Source organism: Actinoallomurus sp. NPDC052274, assembly GCF_040679475.1.
Lineage (GTDB): Bacteria > Actinomycetota > Actinomycetes > Streptosporangiales > Streptosporangiaceae > Actinoallomurus > Actinoallomurus liliacearum.
The window spans coordinates 170,781-188,431 of sequence record NZ_JBFAUT010000005.1 but is presented as its reverse complement, the minus strand read 5'-3'; the positions used below and the strand labels follow the sequence as shown (position 1 = coordinate 188,431).

Annotated in this window: 15 protein-coding genes; 9 read left to right on the top strand and 6 right to left on the bottom strand. The window is 71.3% G+C overall.

Going from position 1 to position 17,651, the window contains the following annotated elements; all coding sequences use genetic code 11:
- Nucleotides 1-28: 28 nt before the first annotated feature.
- From AB0K82_RS06740 to AB0K82_RS06730, 3 genes are all read right to left on the bottom strand, one after another.
- Nucleotides 29-1,048 (bottom strand): site-specific DNA-methyltransferase, encoded by a 1,020-nt coding sequence (locus tag AB0K82_RS06740; protein WP_364393600.1) that lies wholly within the window; start codon nt 1,046-1,048, stop codon nt 29-31.
- Nucleotides 1,045-2,025 (bottom strand): DNA methyltransferase, encoded by a 981-nt coding sequence (locus tag AB0K82_RS06735; protein WP_364393597.1) that lies wholly within the window; start codon nt 2,023-2,025, stop codon nt 1,045-1,047. Before AB0K82_RS06735 ends, AB0K82_RS06740 begins: the two co-directional genes overlap by 4 nt.
- 529 nt (nt 2,026-2,554) lie before the next feature.
- Nucleotides 2,555-3,268 (bottom strand): phosphotransferase, encoded by a 714-nt coding sequence (locus AB0K82_RS06730; RefSeq protein ID WP_364393595.1) that lies wholly within the window; start codon nt 3,266-3,268, stop codon nt 2,555-2,557.
- Between the two features lie 875 nt (nt 3,269-4,143).
- Between AB0K82_RS06730 and AB0K82_RS06725 the strand changes: the two genes are divergently transcribed.
- The 9 genes from AB0K82_RS06725 (at nt 4,144) to AB0K82_RS06685 (ending at nt 15,254) form a co-directional block, all read left to right on the top strand.
- Nucleotides 4,144-5,160 carry a hypothetical protein gene (locus AB0K82_RS06725; protein WP_364393592.1) on the top strand — a complete coding sequence of 339 codons (1,017 nt, stop codon included), beginning with the start codon at nt 4,144-4,146 and terminating at the stop codon, nt 5,158-5,160.
- A gap of 68 nt (nt 5,161-5,228) precedes the next feature.
- The gene (locus AB0K82_RS06720; RefSeq protein ID WP_364393590.1) at nt 5,229-5,525 is read left to right on the top strand and encodes a pilin; all 297 of its coding nucleotides are present in this window, start codon (nt 5,229-5,231) and stop codon (nt 5,523-5,525) included.
- Nucleotides 5,522-7,216 carry a hypothetical protein gene (locus AB0K82_RS06715; RefSeq protein ID WP_364393587.1) on the top strand — a complete coding sequence of 565 codons (1,695 nt, stop codon included), beginning with the start codon at nt 5,522-5,524 and terminating at the stop codon, nt 7,214-7,216. The genes AB0K82_RS06720 and AB0K82_RS06715 overlap by 4 nt, the downstream gene beginning before the upstream one ends.
- On the top strand, nt 7,213-8,190 hold the full coding sequence (locus tag AB0K82_RS06710; protein WP_364393584.1) for a PrgI family protein: 978 nt from the start codon (nt 7,213-7,215) through the stop codon (nt 8,188-8,190). The genes AB0K82_RS06715 and AB0K82_RS06710 overlap by 4 nt, the downstream gene beginning before the upstream one ends.
- Complete coding sequence (locus AB0K82_RS06705) at nt 8,187-10,034, top strand: DUF87 domain-containing protein (RefSeq protein WP_364393582.1); 1,848 nt, start codon at nt 8,187-8,189, stop codon at nt 10,032-10,034. The genes AB0K82_RS06710 and AB0K82_RS06705 overlap by 4 nt, the downstream gene beginning before the upstream one ends.
- The gene (locus tag AB0K82_RS06700; RefSeq protein ID WP_364393579.1) at nt 10,031-12,568 is read left to right on the top strand and encodes a DUF87 domain-containing protein; all 2,538 of its coding nucleotides are present in this window, start codon (nt 10,031-10,033) and stop codon (nt 12,566-12,568) included. The genes AB0K82_RS06705 and AB0K82_RS06700 overlap by 4 nt, the downstream gene beginning before the upstream one ends.
- Nucleotides 12,569-12,622: 54 nt before the next feature.
- Entirely contained in the window at nt 12,623-13,507 is an 885-nt protein-coding gene (locus AB0K82_RS06695; RefSeq protein ID WP_364393576.1) for a replication-relaxation family protein, read from the top strand.
- Nucleotides 13,504-14,115 (top strand): hypothetical protein, encoded by a 612-nt coding sequence (locus tag AB0K82_RS06690; protein WP_364393573.1) that lies wholly within the window; start codon nt 13,504-13,506, stop codon nt 14,113-14,115. The genes AB0K82_RS06695 and AB0K82_RS06690 overlap by 4 nt, the downstream gene beginning before the upstream one ends.
- The gene (locus AB0K82_RS06685) at nt 14,112-15,254 is read left to right on the top strand and encodes an NlpC/P60 family protein (protein ID WP_364393571.1); all 1,143 of its coding nucleotides are present in this window, start codon (nt 14,112-14,114) and stop codon (nt 15,252-15,254) included. The genes AB0K82_RS06690 and AB0K82_RS06685 overlap by 4 nt, the downstream gene beginning before the upstream one ends.
- An 837-nt stretch (nt 15,255-16,091) precedes the next feature.
- On the opposite strand, the gene AB0K82_RS06680 is transcribed toward AB0K82_RS06685, so the two are convergent.
- The 3 genes from AB0K82_RS06680 to AB0K82_RS06670 all read right to left on the bottom strand — a co-directional run bounded on the left by AB0K82_RS06680 (nt 16,092) and on the right by AB0K82_RS06670 (nt 17,538).
- On the bottom strand, nt 16,092-16,427 hold the full coding sequence (locus tag AB0K82_RS06680) for a hypothetical protein (protein ID WP_364393569.1): 336 nt from the start codon (nt 16,425-16,427) through the stop codon (nt 16,092-16,094).
- A gap of 239 nt (nt 16,428-16,666) precedes the next feature.
- Nucleotides 16,667-17,059, bottom strand: a complete 393-nt coding sequence (locus tag AB0K82_RS06675; RefSeq protein WP_364393566.1) for a hypothetical protein — start codon at nt 17,057-17,059, stop codon at nt 16,667-16,669.
- The gene (locus tag AB0K82_RS06670; RefSeq protein ID WP_364393563.1) at nt 17,056-17,538 is read right to left on the bottom strand and encodes a hypothetical protein; all 483 of its coding nucleotides are present in this window, start codon (nt 17,536-17,538) and stop codon (nt 17,056-17,058) included. Before AB0K82_RS06670 ends, AB0K82_RS06675 begins: the two co-directional genes overlap by 4 nt.
- Nucleotides 17,539-17,651: the final 113 nt, after the last annotated feature.

Sequence of the window (17,651 nt, the reverse complement as noted above, 5' to 3'; positions counted from 1 at the left end):
GGGCTGTCGGGTGCGGTCGCAGGCGGGTTCATGGCGCACCTGCCGGGCCGTTCAGCTGAGCGGCGGTGTCTTCGGCGAGGCGTCGCTGGGCGATGAGTTGGAAGGCGGGATTGAGGTCGATGCCGATCGCCTCGCGGCCGAGACGGCGGGCGGCCAGCAGGGTGGTGCCCGACCCGGAGAACGGGTCCAGCACGACCCCGCCAGGTGGGCATCCAGTCGCGATGGCCCGTAGCGGAATGTCGATGGGGAACGCGGCGTAATGGTGGTGGCGGCAGGGGCGGGCGGGCAGCGACCACACCGTTCCCGGGTTGGCACCGTTGGCGTGCGCGCCGTCGTGGCGTCCGTGCCGATTGATGGCCTGCGGGGTGTGTCCCAGCGGTACCGCCTGAGCGCGGGCATGCTCGGTCGGCCACGCGGTGCTGATGCTGTGGGGTCTCGTTCCGCCGCGCCTGGCGCGACGGGAGATGGGCCGGTCGCCGGTGTAGGGCCGGCGGATGGCGTCCAGGTCGAAGTAGTAGCGAGGGTTCTTGGTGAGCAGGAACAGGTGTTCGTGTTTGCGGGCGGGCTGGTCGTGGACCGATTCGGGCATGCCGTTGGGCTTGTGCCAGATGATCTCCGAGCGCAGGATCCACCCGTCGTCCTGCAGCGCCAGCGCCACCCGCCAGGGCACTCCCAGCAGGTTCTTGCGCGCGATCTGAGCGTCCCGCCGGGCCGTGGCCTGCTCGGCGGCGGTCCGGCCGATCCGGCAGGTGCGTCCGGGTGAGCCGCTGCGCCGGGCGCTGTAGCTGTCGCCGAGGTTCAGCCACACGGTCCCCGCTGGCTTCAGGACGCGCCGCAGCTCGGCGAATACGGCGCGCAGGTGGTTGACGTAATCCTCAAGGGTGTCTTCGCGGCCGTATTGGTCGGCCACGCCGTAGTCCCGCAGCCCCCAATACGGCGGGCTGGTCACCACACAGTCGATTGAGGTGTCCGGCAGTAGCGCCAGTACGGTGCAGGCGTCACCGGTCCACAGCACGACGCCGCCGAGGTCGACCCTGGCCACCCTCATGACATCCCGCCCGGGCTGGATACCTGGTCCTCGGGCTGTGGGCGCCGGAGGATGAGGACTTCTTCGTGGGCGTTGACGTGCAGGGGGAGTCCGGCGGCGCGGGCTTTGCGGGTCTCGTGCATGGCGAAGAACGACGCCCGTGTCACCAGCCGGTCGTCCTTGATCCCGCACAGCAGCGCGACCAGGCGCTGCACCGGCTCCAGGCCGGCGTCTTGCGCGGCGGCCCAGACCTGGGCGGGGAAGTCCACGTAGCGGCCGTGGTGGCGGAACGGGCGGGTGGTGATAGCGACGATCCCGCCGGGCCGCAGCAGCGGCAGGCACCCGAGCAGGATGTCGGTGAACCCGGCCAGCAGCCGGTCGTGGCTGGTGCGGGCGAGGTTGCCGGCCTGCGTGCCGTAGCTGTAGTCGGTCTTTTGGACGCCGGGGCGGCCGGTTGCGCGGGTGGAGCGGACTTGCCCGTGCGTGGCCTGCCCGTACGGGGGTGAGGTCAGCAGCAGCGCCACCCGTCCGGCGACGTGCGGGTCGGTGAGCAGAGAACTGGCGTTGCGGGCGTCGCCGGTGATGACCGCGCTCGTCCCGGCCGCGCCCTGGTCGCGGGCGTGGTCGAGGCCGGCGCGGGCCAGATGGGCCCAGCGGGGTTCGCATTCGATCCCGATCGCGTCCCGGCCCAGATGGACGGCTTCGACGAGGGTGGTGCCGATCCCGCACATCGGGTCGAGAACGAGCTCACCGGGGCGGGTGTAGGAGGTGATGGCGGTGGCGGCCAGGGTGGGCAGCATCTTGGCCGGGTGCGCGGTCGCCGCGGCCAGGTAGCGGCCTTTCCGCTGGGTGATGGCGGGTTGCTGCGCGCACGCCCACACCGACAGCGGCACCGGCTCGGCCGGGCCGGCGTGTGGTGCGGAGTCGCGGTGGGTGCGGCGGGTGTGGTCGGGCCGGCCCGCGTTGCGGCGGTCAGGCTGGTCAGGGTTGAGATTCATGACGGGTGCTTCTGCGCGTCCACCCGTCTCGAACGGCACGCCCCCAGGTGACCCGGCCGCGTAAGCATTTCTTAGGCACGGCCCTTGAGCATCCCACCAGCAGACCCCGAATAGGCCGGCGATGATCTTAGGCACCGACTTAGGCACGCGGCGCATGCCTTGGGCACGGGCGTAGGCACGCGGGAAGTAATCGGTGAGCACGTTGATGGCCGGATACGCGGACGTAGGCAAGCCGCCCGCCCTGTAGGCACGACCTTAGGCACATCGTAGGCAAGCGATGAGCGCGTTCCCGCATGCTTAGGCACGTTGCGGATCGTGGGGAAGCGCGCCGAACAGCGCACGGTCTATGCCACCGCCAGAGCCGCCTCGTGGGTCAACGCTTGGCTCGGCCATGTCGCCGGACCGACCGTTTCCGGCGCTGCGCGGGGCCAGTGCAGGCCGTGACCATCGGCCGATCGTCAGGCGCCAGCGAGCCCACGCGAGGCGCTGTAGGCGGCGAGCAGGGGCGCCGGCGTTCTCGGCGTGCAGATTAACTGAGGTGAGGTATGCCTTCGGTGACCCAGCGCCGGATCTGGAGTGCGGCTTGGTCAGCGATGGCATGCCCGACAGGACGGGTGGCAAGGTCGCTGAGAGCGAACATGTCCAGGACGCGGCCCAGGTAGGCCCAGTCGTCGACGAGCGGCAGATCAGCGGGCTGGTGATCGGCGAAGGCGGTACGGAAACCGTCGAGGAAACCGGCTGGGTAGTCGCCGCCGAACCGAGCCATGTTCGCGGCGTCGCCGTAGGGGCATCCGGAATAGCTGAACTCCCAGTCCAGCACCGCGTCCACCCGCCAGCCGCTACGCGTGCGGGTCACCAGAATGTTCTTGGGGTTGATGTCCGCGTGCACCAATCGGGTGTGATCATCGATGCTGACCAGAGCGGGGGCGTGGGCCGTGCACAGGTCCACCCAGGCCTGCCGCGTGCCGTGGTCCAGACGGGTCTCGGGAGTAGCGGCCATGCAGGTCTCGGCGACCTCGGGCAACTGCTGGGACCACGGGCGTTCCGCACGGACGGACAGATACTCATCAGCGAAGAAGCCCCGGCGATCGAGCGTCACCGCGCCGATTCCCGCTACCACACGCCCCACCTCGGCGCCGAGATCACCCAGGGATGTCCCGCTGAGCTCCTCCTCGGAAAGCACGTGGCCTGAGCGGTGTCCCCGAGATGTATTCCAGGACCATGGCCGGACGTGTGCCGTCACCCATCGCCGCGGATGCCGTGACGATTAGCACCTGGGGGACCGGCACGTGCCGGCGGGCCACCGCAATGACTGCGGCTTCGACGGCGGGGGCCGCTCCGCCGAGCCGGGCGACGACCTGGCCGTCGGTCAGCGTGAGCAGGCATGTCTCGTGCGAGAACCCGCCCGCCAACGTTGTCGTCCCCACCACGGCGCTGCCAAGCGCCGCAGCGATGCCGTCAACCTCCTCTGGCTGCACTGGCCCAGTCTGGCGTAGCCAACGCGTACGGCGTCCTCCCCATACGGAGTAGCACCGCAATGCCCCACCGTCACTATCCCGGTGGTGCCCAACTCACTGACACAGCCTTCCAGTGCGGTCCGGTGTGTCCGTTCGCACAGCAGTCGGGCCCGCTGCGAACTGGTCTCGGCCGTATCGGGCAGCGCCGCGCGTTCGTCCTTCGTCAGCTTGGCCTCGGCCGAGCAGCATGCGCGCAGCGGCATCGCCATGAACCCCGACGGTAAAGCTCGGCGGACGGTCGTAGCGATTGCCATGCCGTAGCCGCAACCCGACGGCCAGACAGGTGAGCGCCCCCACGCCCTACCGAACGTGTAGCGCTTCTTGTCGCTGTGGGCGGGGGCGTAGGCGCGCGTTCAGACGTGTGTGCGGCATGGGCATTTGGTAGGCACGCCCTCCTATACGTGCAGGTCAGGTGGTGTGCCTAAGAAATGCCTATGGCGGCTGGCTGCATGAGAGCTCCCGAACCACTGCGGATCGAAGGAGCCTCACGATGGTCAGTCCTGATTACCCTCGCCCGAACCAGAGCAACCCCGGTGCACCTGAAGACGGCCCGCAACGGCGTCGCCGGACACGCCAGAGGCCGTCTTCTTCGCTGCAGACGGTGGCCTCGACGTTCTACCTGCTGACCGCCGGCCCCAACCCCATCACCCTCGACGGCAGGGCCATCGGGCACGGATTGCCGCGCCGGCCGATCCCGCTGGGGGAACTGCGCGCGATCCTGTTGCACCCGGCGACCGGGCGGGCGTGCCGGGACGCGGCGTGGCGGCACCTGATCAACCAGGCCCGCTCCCAGCGTCCGGCCTGGACGATCGCCGCCGCTGGCGTCGCCCTGCCCGCGTTGCGGAAGATGGCCACCGATCTCGCCGAGGGCTACGGCGGTGACGCGGCCGACATCGACTCGGCCGTGCTGACCGGGTTCCTGGAGGGCCTGCGCCGGATCGAGGTCGACCGGCCGGGGGTGATCACCCGGTTGCGGTGGTGCGCCTACCGGGCCGGGATCACCATCCGGTACACCCGCGACGGTCTCATGCCCATGTCCCTCCCGCCGGCGGAGTCGCAGCCGCCGCCCGTGCCGTGGGGTCACCCGGACCTGATCTTGTTCGACGCGGTCGCCAAGGGCGTCCTTTCGCCGCTGCAGGCCGAGCTGATCGGCCGCAGCCGGCTCGAAGACCTCACCCTCAAGGACGCCGCCGCCGAACTCGGCATCGCCTACGAGGCGGCGTGCAAGGCACGGCAGCGCGGTGAGGCCCGGCTGGTCGCCGCGATGAAGAACGGTGATGTCGAACATCGCCTGTCCGCTCACCGACCCAATCCCGGTCTTCACAAGGCGAGCGGAGGAAACCTCGAGCAGGGGCGGGTGCGGGGCCGATCCACCATCTCGGACGGCACACCCGACACGGATGGATCCGCCAAGGACCCCAACGAGGAAGGAGCCTTCTGCACGGGTCCCGCACCCCACCCCACCCCCAACCCCGCCGCCTCACCGGAGGCCACCCCCGCCCGGGGCGTACGCCGTCGGTATCGGGACGCTGGCCGGCGCCACTACCGGGGACCCCGGACCTGCACCCGCCGTCCCGGAGACGGCCGAGCCCGGCGACCCGACGGCGATGCGTCATGAACCGCCCATCCCGCCCCGCCTCGCGCGTGGCTGGCGTCGTCTTGGCCGCCGGGTGCGCGGTGGTGGTGATGGCCGCTGCCGCGGTCGTCATCGCCACGGCCCCGGCTGCCGAGGCCGCGGCCTACGCGGTGGCCAAGGATCTGAACGCGGTGATCGGCAACATCACCAGGTGGCTGGTGGGGATGCTGGTCGCGCTGGCCACGTTGTTCTTGACGATCGGCGGGGTCCGGTACCTGCTGGCCGGTGGTGACCCCGGGGAGGTCGCCAAGGCCAAGGACACCCTGAAGTACGCCGCGATCGGTTACGGCGTCGCTGTGCTGGCCCCGGTGCTGGTGCAGATCCTCAAAGGCTTCGTCGGGGCGTGAGCGCGATGCGAACGCTCCTGCCCGCCTGGACCAAGGCCCTGCTCATAATCGCCGCTGCCGGGCTGGCCGCCACCGCGGTCACCGGCACTACCGGTGCTGCGCACGCCCACACGCTTACGGGCGCGCGTCAGATGGCGGCCACTCCGTCGCCGACCCCCTCACCACCCTCGGCGCCTTCCTCGGCCCCGGCCACGGCTCCGGCCGCACCGAGCTCGACCACCACGCCTGCGACCGTTCCGCCGCCGGTCTCCTCGACACCCGCGCCTGCACCCGGCCAGGGCCCGTCGACGGGACCGGCCGGCGGGTCGGGTGGGTGCGGGTTCTTCGACCTGGGGTGTGAGTTCGGTCAGGCGGTCAACGGGTTCTTCCGCGGCCTGGTCTCCTACGCCCTCAACCCGGTGTTCCGGTTCCTGGCCCGCTCGGTCCTGTCCACCCCGCGCGTCGACCAGATGGGCCGTGTCCACAGCCTGTGGACAACCTCGGCCTGGATCGCCGACACCAGCTTCGTCCTCCTGGTGCTCCTCGGCGGCTTGTTCATCATGGGTCACCAGACCCTGCAGACGTCCTTCACTGCCAAGGATCTCGGTCCGCGCCTGGTGGTCGCGATCGTCGCGGCGAACATGAACCTGCCGCTGATCGGGCAGGCCATCGAGTTCGCCAACGCGCTTTCTCAGACGTTCATGGGGCGTGGCGTCGATGAGGCCCAGGCGGCCAACACGCTCAAGGGCCTGATCCTGCACGCCCTGACCGACGCCACCGACCCCTTCACCGGCCTGCTGGCGTTGGTCGCCGTGATCGCCGGTCTGGTGGTGCTGTTCACCTTCGCGATCCGGGTCATGCTGCTGGTGCTGCTGACCGCCGCCGCGCCACTCGCGCTGGCCTGCCACGCCCTCCCGCAGGCAGAGGGACTGGCCCGGATGTGGTGGCGCGCCGTCGCCGGGGTGCTGGCGATCCAGGTCGCCCAGGCCCTGGTGCTGGCCACCGCGCTGCGGGTGTTCTTCACCTCCGACCAAACCGACCTGTTCGGCGCCCGGTCCGGCAGGGGCACGTTCGACCTGATCTTGGTGATCTGCCTGCTGTACATCCTGGCGCGGATCCCGTTCTGGGTCTCCCAGATGATCTTCCGCGGTGGCCTGGGCCGCAGCCCCATCGTCCGGGCAGCCCGCACCATCGCAGCGCTTCTGATCTTCCGCAACGTGGGTGCGCTCAAGGCCGGCCGCGCGGCCGGCGGACCGCGTCGGCCTCCGAGGCTGCCCCCGCCCCCACCGAATCTGCCGCCGCCTGTGCCGCCGTCGAATCCGCCGACGTGGGTGCAGCCGCAACTGCCGTTTCCGCCTTCACCACCGGCCGGCGGGACCCAGTTGCAGCTGCCGATCACGCCACCACCCCAGTCCGCCACGCCCTCCCCGGGGTGGACACAGCTTCGGCTGCCCGCCACCTCGGGCAGGCCATCGCGCTGGCAGCAGACCGCGCTGCCGATCCGTCCCCGCTACACCCAGACCCGGCTGCCCGCCCCACCCGCGCGGGGCCACACCCAGCCGGAACTGCCCCTGCATTTCCCGCCACCGGGCAGCCCACAGGCCGGCCGCTCCCCGCGTCGCCTCGCCGATACCGCGGCGCTGCGCGACGCCGAAGCCCGCGCCCAAGCCAGCACGACCGTTCCGTCTTCGAACCCGTGGAGGAACCGATGAGCACGCCGTATTCGGTGACGATCCCCGCCGACATCGAAAAGCCCGACCGGGTGCTGGCGAACTTCACCGCCCGCCAGCTCGCCATCCTCACCCCCGCCGTCGCGTTGGTGTGGGCCCTGTACCTGGGCACCGCTAACGTCCTGCCGTTGCCGGTCTTCGCGGTACTCGTCGTGGTGGTCCTCGGGGTGGCGGCGGCGCTCGCGCTGGTCGAACGTGACGGCATCCCCCTGGACCGCCTCCTGGCCTACGCGATCAGACAGGCCAGTCAGCCGTGTCGCCTCGTGGTCGCCCCCGATGGGGTCCCCGCGCTGCCCGCCTGGGCCACCGCCCCGGACCAAGCGTCGCCGCTTCCGGCACCGCTGCGGTTGCCGGCCCGCGCGATCCGCGCCGACGGAGCCATCAGCCTCGGCGGTGAGGGCGTTGCGGTCATCATCGCCTGCACCACCGTCAGCTTCGCCCTGCGCACCCCCGGCGAGCAGGCCGCCCTGGTCGGTGCGTTCGGCGGCTGGCTAAATTCCCTCACCGGCCCGGCGCAAATCCTGGTCCACGCCCAGCCGGTCAACCTGACCCCTGCGATCAGCCTGCTGCGGGAGCGTGCCGCCGGACTGCCTCACCCGGCGCTGGAGGCCGCCGCCCACGACCACGCCGGCTTCCTCACCGAGCTGGCCACCACCCGCGAACTGCTGGACCGCCAGGTCCTCATCGTGCTCCGCGAACCTTACGGCCCCACCGAGACCGGCTCGAACGGGCGGGGGAGACGCAATGCCGACGGAGCAGCCCAGCGTGTGCTCCGGCGCGCCGAGCAGACCACACGGGCGCTGGCCGCCGCCGGGATCAACGCCTACCTCCTGGACGGCGCCCAGACCGCGGCCGTGCTCGCGGCAGCCGCCGACCCGACCGCCCCACCCATGGACTTCGGCCAGGCCGCCCCCGAGGCGCCCATCACCACGACGACGGCCGGGGGCACGCGATGAGCGCACGACGCCTGCGGGCCCGCACCCGTACCGCCGCCGAACCTGCGGCCGCCCCGTCACCGATCGGGCCGCCGGGCATCGCGGTGCAACCGCGCCGCCTGGACCTGGGGGAGGGGGTCTGCGCATCGCTGCTAGTCACGGGGTATCCGCGCGAGGTCGGCCTCGGCTGGCTCGAACCGCTGCTGACCTACCCGGGCCGTCTGGACGTCGCCGTGCATGTCGAGCCGATCCCGCCTCAGTTGGCCGCGACCCGGCTGCGCCGCCAGCTCGCCCGCCTCGAGGCAGGTGCCCGCTCGGACTTCGAGCACGGCCGGCTGGTCGACTTCGGCGCCGACACCGCCGCCGGCGACGCCCAAGACCTGGCCGCCCGCCTGGCCCGCAGCGAAGTGCGGCTGTTCCGCGTCGGCCTGACCCTCACCATCCACGCCCACACCACCGCCCAGCTCGACGATGAGATCGCCCGGGTCCGGGCCCTGGCCGCGGGTCTGCTCATCGATGCCAAACCCGCCACGTTCCGATCGCTGCAGGGCTGGATCACCACCCTGCCCCTCGGCGTCGACCTGCTCGACGTCAAGCGCACCTTCGACACCAGCGCGCTGGCAGCAGCGTTCCCGTTCACCTCACCGGACCTGCACGCCGACCTCGGCGAACACGCCGTCCTGTACGGGGTGAACGCCGCCTCCTCGTCGCTGGTGATGTGGGACCGGTTCACCTGCGACAACCACAACTCCGTCATCCTCGCCCGCTCGGGGGCGGGCAAGTCCTACCTGGCCAAGCTCGACATCCTGCGGTCGCTGTTCACCGGCGTCGAGGTCTGCGTCATCGACCCGGAAAACGAATACGAACGCCTCGCCCACGCGGTCGGCGGCGCACACATCGCCCTCGGCGCCCTGGGCGTTCGGCTGAACCCGTTCGACCTGCCACCCGGCGCGCACCGCAGCAGCGGGGACGCGTTGATGAGGCGGGCGTTGTTCATCCACACCTTCATCTCCGTCCTGCTGGAGACCCCGCTCACTCCCGCCGACCGTGCGGCGTTGGACCGGGCGATCGTCGCGGCCTACCACGGCAAGGGGCTGACCGCCGACCCGCGCACGTGGACCCGCCAGCCCCCGGTCCTCGCCGACCTCGCCCACACCCTTCAGACCGACGGTGACCCGGCGGCCGGTGAGCTGGCCGCCCGGCTGGCCCCGTACGTGACCGGGACCTGGCGACAGCTGTTCGACGGCCCCACCACCACCCGCCCCGACTCCCACCTCATCGTCTTCTCCCTCCGGGACCTGCCCGAGGAGCTCAAGACCGTCGGCACGCTCCTCACCCTCGATGCCGTCTGGCGCCGCGTCACCGACCCCAGCACTCGTAGGCCCCGCCTGGTGGTGGTCGACGAAGGCTGGCTGCTGATGCGCCAGCCCGAAGGCGCCCGCTTCCTGTTCCGCATGGCCAAAGCCAGCCGCAAACACTGGGCCGGCCTGTCCGTGATCACCCAAGACGCCGCCGACGTCCTGGGCTCCGACCTCGGCCAGGCCGTCGTCGCCAACGCCGCCACCCAGATCTTGTTGCGCCAAGCCCCCCAGGCCCTGGACCAGATCACCGAGGCGTTCAACCTCACCGACGGCGAACGCCAACTGCTGGCCTCAGCCCACCGCGGCCAAGGACTGCTCGCCGCTGGCTCCGATCGCGTCGCCTTCGACGTCGTGGCCAGCCCCGCCGAACACGCCCTGGCCACCACCGACCCGAAGTTCCTCGCAGAACTTTCCGGTCACCAGCCCACTGGGGTCTTCACCGGCCCCGGCTCGCCTCGCAGCGGATCGTACGCGCTGCCTGATGAGGAGGACGACGACCTATGAACGCCCCGCATATCCTCGCCGGACACATCCAGGCGCCCGAAGCCGTTCCAGCTCACCCGCGCGGCGACTCGCCGCTCGGGCAGCTCCTCACCGACCCGCTCGGCACACTCACCCGATTGGGGCAGCAGACCGGCCACTTCCTCATCACTCACCTGCCGGTCACGGCCCCGGCCGCGGTCGGCGCGATCGTTCTGATCCTCGCCGCACGCGTCCTGCTGAGCCGGTGGCAGCACCGCCGGCTCCTTGACGGCGCACAGCTGGTGCAGATGCGGGTGCCGCCCCAGGTCGACGCCTCCGCTGCCGCGACGTTCTGGGCGAACCTGATCGGGCTGTTGCGCCCCCGCTGGCGGCGCTGGGTCTTCGGGCAGCCGCACATCTGCTTCGAGTACCACTGGGACGGGCCCGAACTCGGCATCCAGGTCTGGGTGTCCGGGGCGGTCCCGGCCATGCTGGTCGCCCGCGCCATCGAAGCGGCCTGGCCGGCCGCCCGCACCACCATCACCACCCCCACCGACCTCATCCCCACGGGCGCCGTCGCGACCGGCGGGACGCTCCGGCTCGCCCGACCCGACCACCACCCCATCGCCACCGGCCACAAAGACGACCCGCTCCGGGCCCTGCTCGGCGCCGCCACCGGCATCACCGGCGGGCAGCGGGCGGTGGTGCAGGTGCTGGCCCGTCCCATCACCGGGCGGCGTCTGGCACGCGCGCACCGCGCCGCCGCCCACCTGCGCGGCACCACCCAGCCCACACTGACCGGGCGGCTCCTGGACCTGCTCACCCCCGGCCCACCTGCTCGACCGGCCCGGCCGGGCACTGTCGCGGCGGCGCATCCCGAACGCGCCGGAGAGATCAAGGCGATTCTCGACAAGGCCGCCCAGCCACGCTTCGCCGTCACCATCCGATACGCCGCAGCCACCACCCACGCCGAGGAAGTCCAGGCGGCGCGGGCATGGGCACGCGGCCGGGCACACGCACTCGCGTCAGCGTTCGCGGTCTTCGCCGGCCGGAACTACTTCGACCGGCACCGCCTCCACCACCCCACCCAGACGCTGAACCAGCGGCGACTGGGCTGGGGAGACCTGCTGTCGGTCGCCGAACTCGCCGCGATCGCGCACCTGCCGCATGACCCCGCGGTGCCCGGCCTGTCTAGGGCCGGCGCGAACTCAGTTCCCCCGCCACCGAACGTGCCGACCGGCGGGAAGGGCAGCAAACCGCTCGGGGACGCCGACGCCGGACCCGCCCGCCCCATCGCACTGCGCGTCACCGACGCGCGCCAGCACCTGCACGTCCTTGGCGCGACCGGGGCGGGCAAGTCCACGCTGATCGCCCAGATGATCCTTACCGACGCCGGCGCGGGGCGAGCGGTAGTGGTGATCGACCCGCGCGGGGACCTGATCAACGACCTGCTCGACCGGCTTCCCGAACAGGCCGCCGACCGGGTCTGGCTGATCGACCCCGACACCACGCCACCCCCCGCCCTCGGAGTCCTCGCCGGCAAGGACGCGAACCTGGCCTCGGACAACCTGGTCGGGATCTTCGCCCGGATCTTCGCCGACTCCTGGGGGCCACGCACCGACGACATCCTCCGATCCGCCGTCCTGACCCTCCAGCAGACCCCCGGCGCGACCCTGGCCGACATTCCCCGGCTGCTGACCGACGAGGCCTACCGGCTCCGCGCGACCGGGCGCCTGCGCGATGAGGTCCTCGCCGGGTTCTGGGCCTGGTACACCGGCCTATCCCCCGAGGCACGCGCGGCGGCGATCGGGCCGGTGATGAACAAACTCCGCCACTTCCTGCTCCGCCCCTTCGTCCGCGCCGTGGTCGGCGCCCACGGCCCGGGCCTCGACACCGACCACCTCCTCAACACCGGCGGCATCCTCCTCGTCCGGGTCCCCAAAGGCACGCTCGGAGACGACACCGCCCGGCTACTCGGCTCCTTCGTCATCGCCAAAGTCTGGGAAGCCACCACCCGCCGCGCCCGCCAACCCGAAGCAACCCGCCGCGATGCCGCCCTGTATGTGGATGAGGCGCACAGCTTCCTCAACCTGCCCCACGGACTCGAGGAGATGCTCGCCGAAGCCCGCGCTCACCGGCTGTCCATCGTCCTCGCGCACCAGAACCTGGCCCAGTTCCCCGCCGGGATGCGCGAGGCGGTCGCCGCCAACGCCCGCAACAAAATCATCTTCTCGATCTCCGCCCACGACGCCCGCCAACTCGCCACCGTCACCGCACCGAACCTCACGGCCCATGATCTGGCGAACCTGGCCGCCTACCAGGCCGCCGCCCGCCTCATCGTGCACAACACCGAAACACCCGCGTTCACCTTCACCACCCGGCCCCTGCCCAACCCGGCACCCGGCCGCGCCGACCTACTGCGCCAAGCCGCAGGTGTGAACGCGAAGAGTACCCGGCAGCGCCTGGAGATCCACGACCCCCGCCGCGACCCTGCGTCTTCGGACGGCACGTCGGATGAGTCCATGCCCACGACCGTGCCGCAGAGCGACGCCCCATCGGCACAACCCCCGTCCTGACCCCGCGCCCGGCTTCCGCCCGAGCCCATGTCCACGAGGAAGGAGCACCATCCCATGACGGCACCGAAGAACAGACCCCGGCCACGCACCACCTACGTGGGGTCGGGTCGGACCCGCCTGTCGGCCCGCCCGCAGGTCACCCCCGAACTGATCGCCTCTTTGGCCACCCGCCTGACCGAACGCGACCGCTGGCTGCTGGAGATCCTCCACGAGCACCGCGTGCTGACCACCCACCAGATCCGCGAGCTGGCCTTCCCCTCCATCAGCACCACCACCCACCGCCTCCTGGCGCTGTGGCAGCTGCGGGCCGTCGAACGGTTCCGCCCCGCCCGGGCCACCGGCTCCGCGCCCATGCACTACGTCCTGGGCCCGTCCGGCGCCGCCGTGCTCGCCGCCCGCCGCGGACTGACCGTGGCCCAGTTCGGGTACCGCATCGACACCACACTGGCCATCGCCCACTCCGACAAGGCCACGCACCTGGTCGGCTGCAACGGCCTGTTCACCGCCCTGGCCGCCCACGCCCGCACCCACCCCGACACCGAATTGGCCGCCTGGTGGTCCGAACGCCGCTGCCAGAGCGCCTGGGGAAAGACCGTCCGGCCCGACGGGTTCGGGCGCTGGCGACAAGACGGCCGTCAGGTCGACTTCTTCGTCGAATACGACACCGGCACAGAACCCCTGCACCGCCTCCTCGGCAAGATCGCCGACTACGGCTGCCTGACCGACCTGACCGGCATCAGCACGCCCGTCCTGTTCGCGCTGCATGCCCAGGCCCGCGAAGAGCACCTGCACGACCGGATCACTACCAGGACGCCACTGATCGCCACCGCCACACCCGCCGTCCTGGGCGAGGAAGGCGGACCGGCCGGGAAGGTCTGGCGGACCATCGGCGCGCAATCCCGGCGGCGGCTCATCGACCTGGCCGGAGGCGCGCAGTGAACCGCGGACTGCTCCTGGCCGGCGCCGCCGGACTCGTGCTCGTGCTGGTCTGCCTGACCTGGTCCACCCGCCGCCCCACGCGACCAGCCCACACCCCGCACGGCACGTCTCCTCGTGCACCAGCGGGCGCGACGGCATCGCGGTGGTCCCGTACGGCGCGAGACGCCGGACGCCTGCTGCCGTTCCCACCCGAACAGATCAGCCAAGCCGCAAGGCTCGCGGAAACCTTCGCCGCGGCTTACAGCACCCACCGCTACAACGAGTCTCCCGCGGAATACCTTCAGCGGCTCGCGCCGATGATGAGTCCCTCGCTGCGCGCCGTCCTCGAACGCGCCGCCGCCGATCCGGCTGTCGTGGTGCAGCGGCAACGCGTCCAGGAAGTCTGCGTCGGCGAGGCCCGGGCCGAAGCGATCCGGGAACTGGGGTCTGCCTCGATCACCTTCGTGGTCACCGTGACCGAGCACATCACCACCGCCTACGCCACCCGGCAGGACACCGTCCGCTACGCCATCACCCTCGTCCCCACCACCGGTGGTGGCTGGAAGGTGTACGACGTCGAACTCGCCGCCACCGGGCAGGCCGGCGACTCAGACGGAGGTATCCCATGACGGCCGCATCGCCCAGGGCCGGGGCTACGGACACCGGGTCGGCGCAGACGATCCTCGTGATCGCCGTCGCGGCGCTGCTGGGTTTGCCTGTCCTGTTCGGCGCGGCCTTACTCGGACACCGTGATGGCGCCCAGGCCGCATGCGGCCAGCGGGCGATGCCGCAGCCCGGCATCGCACCCGCCGCCACCGGCGACATCCCCGCCGTCTACCTGCGCCTATACCAGGCCGCAGGGCAGCGCTACGGGATCCCGTGGAACCTGCTCGCCGCCATCGGCAAGACCGAATCCGACCACGGCCGCGACACCAGCCCCGGCGTCCATTCGGGCGCGAACTCGGCGGGAGCGGCCGGGCCGATGCAGATCGGCGTCGGCGGCCGGGCCGGGAACAACTGGGGCGGCACGCCCCGCCACCCCGCTGGCCAGCACACCGGCGGCGTCGGCATCGACGGCAACGGCGACGGCTGGGTCGACGTCCACGCCCCCGCCGACGCCATCCCCGGCGCCGCACGGTTCCTGCTCGCCCACGGCGCACCCACCCACCTGGACCGTGCGGTGTTCGCCTACAACCCCGACCCCGCCTACGTCCGGCACGTCATGGCCCAAGCCGCCCGCTACGCCACCGCCAACAGCCCCGCCATCACCGACCCGGGAACCGGCCCACAGGCGTGCCCGGGGGACGTGGACGCGTTCGCGGGCGCGCCGGGCGGCGTGCCTGGGACCGTCATCGCCTACGCCCGCGCCCAAATCGGCAAACCGTATGTCTCCGGCGGCACCGGGCCGGACGGGTTCGACTGCTCGGGGTTGGCGATGATGGCCTACCGCGCCGCCCGCATCACGATCCCTCGCCTGTCGGATGCCCAGTACTGGTTCGGCACGCACATCCCCGCCGGAACCGAACAGCCCGGCGACCTGGTCTTCTTCGACTACAAGCCCGGCCACACCGGACCCGGCCACGTCGGCATCGTCGAAAACCCCGCCACCGGAATCATGATCGTCGCGCCCCACACCGGCGCGCGCGTCCGCATCCAGTCGTACAAGACCTATCCCGGAGGCGCTGTCGGGTTCACCCGCCCTTATGACAGGTTCAGGAAATCTGAAGCCTCTTCGGGCGGTACCTCGAGCGCGGGAGACGGTCGGTGACCCTGCCGGATGAGCATCCGCGTGGGTCGCATTCGATCGGCTGATACGATTCCGCCGCCTGACGGTGGTCACGGACTCGGTCGCGGCATCCGGCCGCCCGGTCGGTGGCCTAGCCACGTTCGGTGAACGGTTCCACGGGCCCAGGTTGATTCGCTGCTTGCCTCGCCCGACGTCGTGCACGCACGCCCACGCCTGCCCACGGGGCGGGTAGCCGGGCCTTGACGTGCGTGGGTGAGCCGAGCCTGGATCGACGCCTATCGTCACCACGCCACCGGGCCCGTTCGTCTCCGCGCAGACGAACGGCTCGTTGGAGTAGGACGGGCCAGGCTCCAGCAGCCCCCTCGTGTGCTGGTGCCTGGCCTGTCCGGTCCTTTTGGTCCCTCATCAACCGCGTCCGGCAGCGTAGCCGGGCCGTACGGCGGGCAGGTGCGCGATCAGCGCCCGTACGTGGTCGCCGGTCTGCGGTGGCGATGGCATGCGGGCGAGTACCCTCCGGCCGGCGAGTCTGCGGCCCGCGAGATGAAACGAGTGCTCCGGTCGGCGCGGCGCGCCGACGGCTCAGCCGACGCGTCTGGGCGTTGCCACGTTGCCCGGGGACCAGGACGGCGCTGCCCGGGGTGGTGCTCGCATCGGCGTGCGCGTGATGGAGGGATAGGTGCCGGTGGGCGGGATCGCTGGCCCGTATCGGTGACAGGCGGCGGGCGCCCAGTTCGGTGGTGGGTGTCGTCGGCCCGATCGGGGGGAGGGAGATCGGGGACGAGGTGTCCCGGGGTCGGTGCGGCAGCGCGTTGCACAGGTCATGGTCGAGCCTCCTTGTGTGGCTTTGAGGAGTGCCGGTCATTGCTGGGCGGGCCACCAGCGGTATCCGGTGTTCCCTCGGCGGTCGGGGCCGGTGCGTTCGCCCGGTTTGCGGGTTGCCGTGCCGTCATCGGCGAGGGCGGTGAGGACACGGACCGCAGTGGAGTAGCCGACCTTTGCCGCGCGGGCGATTTCGGCGGCGGTCGAGCCGGGGTTGGCCTGCAACGCCGCTGTCACGGCGTAAGGGGCGTACGCCCTGGGCGGCAGGTCGTTCAGGCCTAGGAAACGCCGCACCATCTGGTTGGGGGTGTCGCCGGGGCGGGCGTGCTGTTGGAGGCAGGCGAGGACTTCATCGTCGATACGGATCGTTCTCATCAGTGTCTCGGTTCTTTGAGGTAGCAGTCGGTGGGCCACTGGCGTGGGCGTCCGTTCCGGCATGAACGTCGTGGTGAGGGCCGCCGCAGGCGGCCGGTGTGCTCTTGGTGCGAGATGGCCTGGAAGGAGTCGATGCCGGCCGAGGTGGTGGCGAAGACCTTGGTGGGGATGGGCCGGGCACCAGCAGCCCCCTCGTGTGCTGGTGCCCGGCCCGCCCCCGGTCTGCGGCCGGTGCGATTTCACCCGGTGATGGCGTGCAAGGCGGTGGTGTAGGCATCGGCCAGGTTCTGCTGAAGGCCGTGTGCCGGTGCGCCACAGGGAACGTCGACCCGGCAGTCGGGATCCTGCGCGCAGCATTCGCTGTCCAGATGCCGGTAGTAGGCCGCGTCTCGTAGCGCGGAGGTGATGGCGGGCAGGTGGATGATCAGCGGCTCGATCGCCGAGGCGAACTCGGTGGCGATGGTGACGACGCGCGAGGTGAGGCCTTCGATGACTGCCTGGCTGACTTCCACATCGCGGGCCGAGGCGAGGTGCTCGATCGCCTCGGTCAGGGCACGGTGGTGGTTCGCTATCGGTTCGGTGCGTGCGGCCTCGCCGGGGAACAGCCAGACCAGGTCAGGCGCGGTGGTCACATCGGCCTCCGAGGGTCGATGGCCGGGTAGGTGCCGGTGGGCGGGATAGCCGGGCCGGTGGCAGGCGGCGGGGTGGCCGGGCCGCTGGTGGGTGTTGTGGGCCCGGGCGGGGGGAGCGGGACGACTTCCAGAACGTGGGTGTCGTGGTAGAAGTGCCGGGCCGCCTCGAGGTTGGCGATGGCCTGGGCGTCGGTGAAGGGGCACTCGCTACGGGGGATGACGTTTTCGAGCAGGAGACGGCGCGCGGCCTCGCGGGTGCGAACCAGCGCGGTTACGGCGTCGACGTGGGCGTGTTCGATGTGGTTGGTCAGGGTGGTCCACCAGCGGGCGTAGGCCTGCAGGTGCGCGACCTCGGCAACGGCCGGGCCGAGGTCAGGTGCGGCGACGCGCAGTTGGCCGATGAGCCGGGTGCATGCCTCCTCGGCGGCGTCTTTGGCGTTGTCGCGCAAGGTGAACAGATGCTGGGCGAAAGGCTGCATCGCTTCTCCCCTTGTTCGTGGATGGGTGTTCGGCCCGCACCGGGGACCGGGCGGGGCGGGAGCGTGGCGTGTCTCGATGCGCCGACACAAGTCGACCGGGAAACCCGGCTCCG